This is a genomic window from Protofrankia sp. CiP1_Cm_nod4, assembly GCF_982290645.1.
Genome location: NZ_CEVIVC010000018.1, coordinates 37,274 through 43,794, shown reverse-complemented (window position 1 = coordinate 43,794; position 6,521 = coordinate 37,274). Strand labels below are relative to the sequence as shown.

At 74.9% G+C, this 6,521-nt stretch carries 4 protein-coding genes; all 4 read left to right on the top strand.

Annotation, left to right across the window (positions count from 1 at the left end):
- The first annotated feature begins 302 nt into the window (after positions 1 to 302).
- Entirely contained in the window at positions 303 to 470 is a 168-nt protein-coding gene (gene sp36 / locus AC5LSR_RS06025; RefSeq protein ID WP_250286423.1) for a Sp36 family protein, read from the top strand.
- On the top strand, positions 467 to 964 hold the full coding sequence (locus tag AC5LSR_RS06020; protein ID WP_250286425.1) for a RidA family protein: 498 nt from the start codon (positions 467 to 469) through the stop codon (positions 962 to 964). Before sp36 ends, AC5LSR_RS06020 begins: the two co-directional genes overlap by 4 nt.
- Before the next feature lie 388 nt (positions 965 to 1,352).
- Positions 1,353 to 2,273, top strand: a complete 921-nt coding sequence (locus tag AC5LSR_RS06015) for an MBL fold metallo-hydrolase (RefSeq protein WP_250286428.1) — start codon at positions 1,353 to 1,355, stop codon at positions 2,271 to 2,273.
- A 427-nt stretch (positions 2,274 to 2,700) separates the two neighbouring features.
- On the top strand, positions 2,701 to 6,521 hold a 3,821-nt coding region (locus AC5LSR_RS06010; protein ID WP_493468235.1), incomplete at its 3' end, for a tetratricopeptide repeat protein.

Genomic DNA, 6,521 nt, shown 5'->3' with positions numbered 1-6,521 from the left:
CCAGGTGCAGGCCGGGTGCGGGCCAGGTGCGGGCCAGGTGCGGGCCAGGGCGGCGCGGACGCCGCAGGGCCGCCGCGCCATCCGCCCCGCCCGCGGCCCGGCCACCAGGGCCGCGCACTTCCTCCCGGCGATGTCCTCCAGGCTGCTTCAGACGGCCGGGCGGAGCCTGCCAAGCGCCCGTCAGACGAGCCTGCGAGCCCCCTTCGGGCCGGTCCCGCGCGTGCTCCCGGCGTGGGCGCCGAGAGGCACGCCGTGGACGTCGTCACGTGATCCTCGGCCGCGACGCACTATGGTCACAAGTCATGCAGACCTGGGAGTACGCGACAGCGCCGGTGCTGATCCACGCGACCAAGCAGATCCTCGACAACTGGGGGGCGGACGGCTGGGAGCTGGTCCAGATCGTCCCGGGGCCGAACCCGGAGAGCCTGGTCGCCTACTTCAAGCGCCCCAAGGGCGAACCGGCGAGGTGAGCGCCGTGACAGCCGACGCGGCGACCCCGTTGCAACGCCTGGCCGCGCTCGGCCTGACGCTGCCCACGGCCCCGTCGCCGGCGGGCGCGTACGTGCCCGCCCGGCGGCACGGTGACCTGGTGTGGACGGCCGGACAGCTCCCCCTGGTGGACGGCGTCCTCGCCGCGACCGGGCCGGTCGGCGAGGCCGCCGACGGCGGCTCGGTGCCGGCGGAGCGCGCTGCCGACCTGGCCCGGATCAGCGCCCTGAACGCGCTGGCGGCCGCGGCCGCGGTGGCCGGCGGCCTGGACGCGATCACCGGTGTCGTCAAGGTCGTCGGGTTCGTCGCGAGCGTGCCCGCGTTCACCGGCCAGCCGGCAGTGATCAACGGTGCGAGTGACCTGTTCGTGGCGGTGTTCGGTGACGCCGGACGACATGCCAGGTCCGCGGTCGGGGTGGGTGTCCTGCCGCTGAACGCTCCGGTCGAGGTGGAGATCGTCGTCACCGTCAGCTAGCCCTTGTCGGGGAACCGCGAACGGACGGCGTGCACGCGGGCCGCCGTCCAGCTGTGGATATATCCAAACGATAACTGTCCACCGGCGGCTGGTCATCGAAAAACGGCTGTATACGGGCCTTCGAACGAGACGCAGCTCACAGCTGGCCGCGACCGCCGACATGGTGCGCGAGCCGGGGCGGACAACCTACTGTCTACGGCAGAACTACTGTCTACGGCAGAACTAGCCGACTCGACGGTCGGGCCGGTGGGCAGCCCGAGCCAGCGGGCAGTCCGGTGGGCCGTCCGGGCAACGAGCGGGTGGAGTGCCGGGCCACCCGCGCGGCAGAGCATCGTCCGCTTCGGAACCTGGTGAGTGACCTGTGGGGCATACGAGCGTTACGGGCGGCGTGCCCGGCCCGCGCACGGCGGCCCCGGCGGAGGGCGGCCCGCCCGCGCCGCGGCAGGTGACCCTGCTGGCCTCGCTGCTGCTCGCGCCCAACCCCGGCCCGATGACCCTGGACGGCACGAACACCTGGATCCTGCGCGCCCCGGGCGCCACCGGCTGCGTCGTGGTCGACCCCGGCCCACCCGGCCCCGGCCATCTCGCGGCGATCGTCGCGGCCGGGCCGGTCGACGTCATCCTGCTCACCCATGGTCATATTGATCACAGTGAGGGTGCCGTGCCGCTGCACGAGCTGACCTCCGCGCCGGTGCGCGCCCTTGACGCCGCCCACCGGCTCGGCGACGAAGGGCTGGCCGAGGGCGACGTGATCGCCGCCGCCGGGGTGGAGATCCGGGTGCTGGCCACCCCCGGCCACAGCAGCGACTCGCTGTCGTTCGTCCTCACCGACGACCGGTGGACCGGCACCGGCGGCACCAGCGGCACCGGCGGCGTCAACAGCGGCGCCAGCGGTCACGACGTCCCGGCGCCCACCGCGGGAAGCTCGGTCCTCACCGGCGACACGATCCTCGGCCGGGGCACGACCGTGGTCGCGCACCCCGACGGGCAGCTCGGCGACTACCTGGCCAGCCTGCGGCGCCTACGCGAGCTGGGTGACGCCATGGTGCTCCCCGGCCACGGGCCGCATCTGCCGGCCGCGGGCCGCGCCGCGGCGGCGTACCTCGCGCACCGGGAGGCCCGGCTCGACCAGGTCCGGGCGGCCCTCGCCGCCGGCGACAGCACGGTCCGTCAGATCGTTCAACGGATCTACGCGGACGTCGACCGTGCCCTGTGGCCGGCCGCGGAGATGTCCGTCCGCGCCCAGATCGAGCACCTGCGCCAGCGGCGGGAACTGCGGACCACACCGCTCGAGCTCCCGCTCGCATAGGCCGCCGTTCCGGCGGCGGAGACGGCCTTCCGGCCGCGTCCACAAATCATGATCGCGTCGACGGCGGGACCCGCACGAACACGAAAACATGATCGCATCGCCTTCGGCCCCGCCAGCCCACGCACCTCCGGTGATGCGAAAACATGATCGCATCGCCTTCGGTGGGGAGGGTAGAGCCGGCCGGATTCTGGACATCCCACACCGCCCTCTTCCTTCCTGGAAACCGTTAAGATCAGCACGAACAGAAGATCTCGTACGGTTGGCTTATGCTCGCGGCCGGGAGGCGACCACCCGTGCGCAACGCTCCGGATATATCCGACCACGTCAAAAGGGTCCGGTCCTGGATACCGTGCCGGCAGGCCCGATACACCGGGCAGGCCGGCCGGACGTCATGGCCAGGCTCTGACTCCGGCTTCAGGGCGCCCCAATGATCACATCTCCCCTCGGTGGAACGCTGCGCTGCCCGCGGTGCGGCACTCCCGCCGTTCCCGGTGGACGGTTCTGTTTCCACTGCGGGCTGCCGTTGCAGACCGAAAACGGCATGGGCACCGACGAGGGCGCCGAACGCCGGGTCGTCACCGTCCTGTTCGGCGACCTCTCGGACTTCACCGCGTGGGCGGAGGACCTGGATCCCGAACGTGTCGGCGAGGTCACCGACCGGGTGCTCGCGGCCCTGGCCCGCGACGTCGCCGAGGTCGGCGGCCGGGTCGACAACCTCACCGGCGACGGCATCATGGCCGTGTTCGGCGCGCCGACCGCGCACGAGGACGACCCGGAACGCGCCGTGCGCGCCGCCGCCGCCATGCAGGAGACCGTCCGCCGGCTCGTCACCGACGAGGCCGGCGGTGGCCGCCACCTCGGCCTGCGCGTCGGGATCAACACCGGGGAGGTGCTGGCCGGCGTCCAGGCGTCGCTGACCTACACGGTGATCGGCGACACGGTGAACACCGCCGCCCGGCTGTCGGACGCCGCCGCGGTGGGCGCCGTGTACGCGGGCCACGACACCATGATCGCCACGACCTCGGTGGCGACCTGGCGCCGGCTGGCCCCGCTGAAGCTCAAGGGCAAGCGCGAGCCGGTCCCCACCTACGAGCTGGTCAGCCTGCGGCCGTCCAACGTCGCCCGGCCCGGGCACGGCGACGACGCGCCGTTCACCGGGCGCGACCAGGACCTCGCGGTACTCGAGTCCGCCTTCCGGGACGTCGTCGCGCACGGCCAGCCGCGGACGGTCGTCGTCACCGGTGAGGCCGGCATCGGCAAGACCCGGATAGCGGTGGAACTGGCCCGCCGGGCGGGCGCGGCGCAGGACGCGAGGGTGCTGTGGGGCCGCACGGTCCGCCACGGTGACGGCCGGGACCTCGCCCCGCTCATGGACATCGTGCGCACCGCCTGCGGGGTCGGCGAGGGCGACAGCCCGGACCGGGTCGCCGAACGGGTCCGGCGCACGGTCAGCCGGCTGGAGCACCCGGCAGCGCGCACCCGCATCCCCGGCGGCGTGGCCGACAAGCTGCTCGCCCTGCTGGGTGTGCCGCCGGAGGGCCGCTCGACGGTGGCCCCGGACATCCCGCCGGGGGACCCTGCCGGGCGGGAGAACCCGGCCGACGATCCCGCCGTCCGGGCCGTCGACGCGATCGTCGACGACGTGGCCGTGCTGCTCGGCGGCCTGTCCAACGACGGGCCGCTGGTCATCGTCCTGGACGACCTGGAATGGGCGACGACCGCGCTGTGGCAGGGCCTGCGGCGTTTCGCCGGCAGGCTGCGCGGGCCGATACTGCTGATCATGCTTGACCGTGAGGTCCCGTCGCTGGCCGGGCTGCCCAACGCCGAGTCGCTCGCGCTCGCCCCGTTGGCGGAGTCCGCCTCGGCCAGCCTGCTGCGCGACTATCTCGGCGGCGCCGAGCTGGACGAGACCGCCCGGGCCGCCCTGCTCGCGCGGGTCCACGGCAACCCGTTCTTCCTCACCGAGCTGCTGAACCTGCTGGTGGACCGGGGCATCCTGCACCGCGGCGGCGCGGCCGGCGCGGCCGCCGCCGGCGCCGGCGCCGGTACCGATGTCGGCACCAGCGCCGGCGTGGCGGGGACGGAGCCGCTGCCCGGCACCACGTCGAACGGCGTCGCGCCGGACACGGGCCCGGCCTCGGAAATCCTGCGTCCCCCGGCCCACCCGGCCGGCACCCAGCAGTGCGCCTGGGTGCTCGAGGGATCCCTGCCCGAGACCACGCTGCCGGCCGGTGTGCAGTCGGTGCTGGCCGCCCGCATCGACGATCTCGACCCGATCGCGAAGGCCGTCCTGCGGTCGGCGTCGGTGCTCGGCAGCCGGTTCCCCGCGGACGCGCTGCCCGCGCTGGAGGACCGTCGCGGCGAGCAGGTGCACCGGGCACTGGAAACCCTCACCGAACGCCAGCTCCTGCGGGCCCCGCATCCCGGGGAGCCGATGTGGACGTTCGTGCACCCGATGGCCCGGGACGTCGCCTACGCCGGCCTGCCCAAGGTGGAGCGGGCCCGCCGGCACGCCGCGGCGGCCCAGTGGGGGGTGGAGTTCCTCAGCGGCTCCGAGGCGGAGGTCGCGGCCTTCGTCGGCCACCATGCCGAACGAGCCCACGACCTCGCGGCGTCGATGGCGCTGGCGCCCACCGATCCGGCCTGGTCGGCGCGGGAGCCCGGGTTCCACGCCCTGGTCCGGGTCGCCCGCTCGGCGCTCGCCCGCGACGACCACCGCAGCGCCATCGATCTGATCACCAGCGCACGCCGGCTCGGCCGGGGGGTCGTGGGCGAACTCGACGATCTGGGCGCGGTCGTGCTGCAGGCCGAGGCCCTGGCGTCACTGCGCCGGCTGGACGAGGCCGAGCGTGTCCTGCGGCCCGCACTGCGGGTCACCACACCCGAGCTGCGGGCCGCGGCGTACCGCATCCTCGGCGACCTGCGGCACAAGCAGGGCCGGGACGACGAGGCCGCGACCGCGCTCGTCACCGCGCTCGAGGAGGCTCAGCGTGCCGGCAGCGACCGGGTGGTCGCCGCCACCCTGCGCCAGCTCGGCCTGCTGGAATACGCTGCCGGCCGGGTGCGCCACGCCGAGAAGCGGTTCACCGACGCGCTGGCCCTCGCCCGTCGGGTCGGCGATCCCAGAGGGGTCGGCTGGGCCCTCCAGCACCTCGCCTGGAGCGCGACCACCCGGGGGGACTACCCACGTGCCCAGGAGTACCTCCGGGACGCCTCCGAGGTTTTCAGGCGGCTGGACGACACCGGTGGCCTGGGCTGGTGCGCGGGCACGGAGGCGCTGGTCTGGCTGCTGTCCGGCCAGCTCAGCCGGGCCCGCCGGCTCGCCCGCGACCTGATCGAGATGGCCGGGTCACTGGGTGAGGTGTGGGGCCTGGCCGTGTGCCTGACGATCGACGCGGTCGCCGCCGCCGAACTCGGGGACATCACCGAGGCCGAGGCCGAGGCCGAACGGGCGGCGGGGCTGTTCGAGGCGACCGGGGACACCTGGGGTGTCGCGCTCACCCTCGTGGCCAGGGGCCTGGCCGCGCGGGGCGCCGGTGACCCCGAGCGCGGGGCGGCGCACCTGCACAACGCCCAGGCCGCCGCCGACCAGGGCGGCCATGCCGTCGTCGGCGCGCTCGCCATGGTGCTGCTGGGGCTCACCCGGCTCGACGCCGGGCTCCTCGACGACGCCGAGCAGGCCGCGGACCTGGCCATGCGGGCGCTGGACAGCCTCGAGCTGCAGCCCCACGCCCAGCTCGGCGCCAAGGTGCTGGCCGCCCAGGTCGCGCGGGCCAGAGGCCGCCTGCAGGAGGCGATCCACCTGCTGGAGACGGCGCTGGCCGCCGGCGAGCCGGCCACCCTGCTCTTCCCGCGCCGCCAGGCGTACGCGCATCTGGCCGGCACGCTCCTCGACGCCGGCCGGCCGGCCGAGGCACTGGCGGTGGCCCGGCGCGCGGTCGAGGTGGGCGCCGAGGACGTCCGCGCCCAGGTCCTGGCATGGCGGGCGCTGGGTACCGTGCTGGTCGCGAGCGGCAAGCCGGCCGAGGCCCGGGCCGCGTACGAGAAGGCGCTGGCCGCCGCGACCGCGACGGAGGCGGTGAGCGAGGCCGCGCAGACCCGCCGGCTGCTGTCCGCGGTTCCCGACGGCTCGTGGCCGGTGGGCCCGAAACCGGTGAACCTGCCAGGGGTCGCCGACGTCCGGGTGACCCGCCCCGCGACGGGCCTGCCGGCGCCGGGCGCCGCGCCCTCGACGGTGGCGTCGACCGC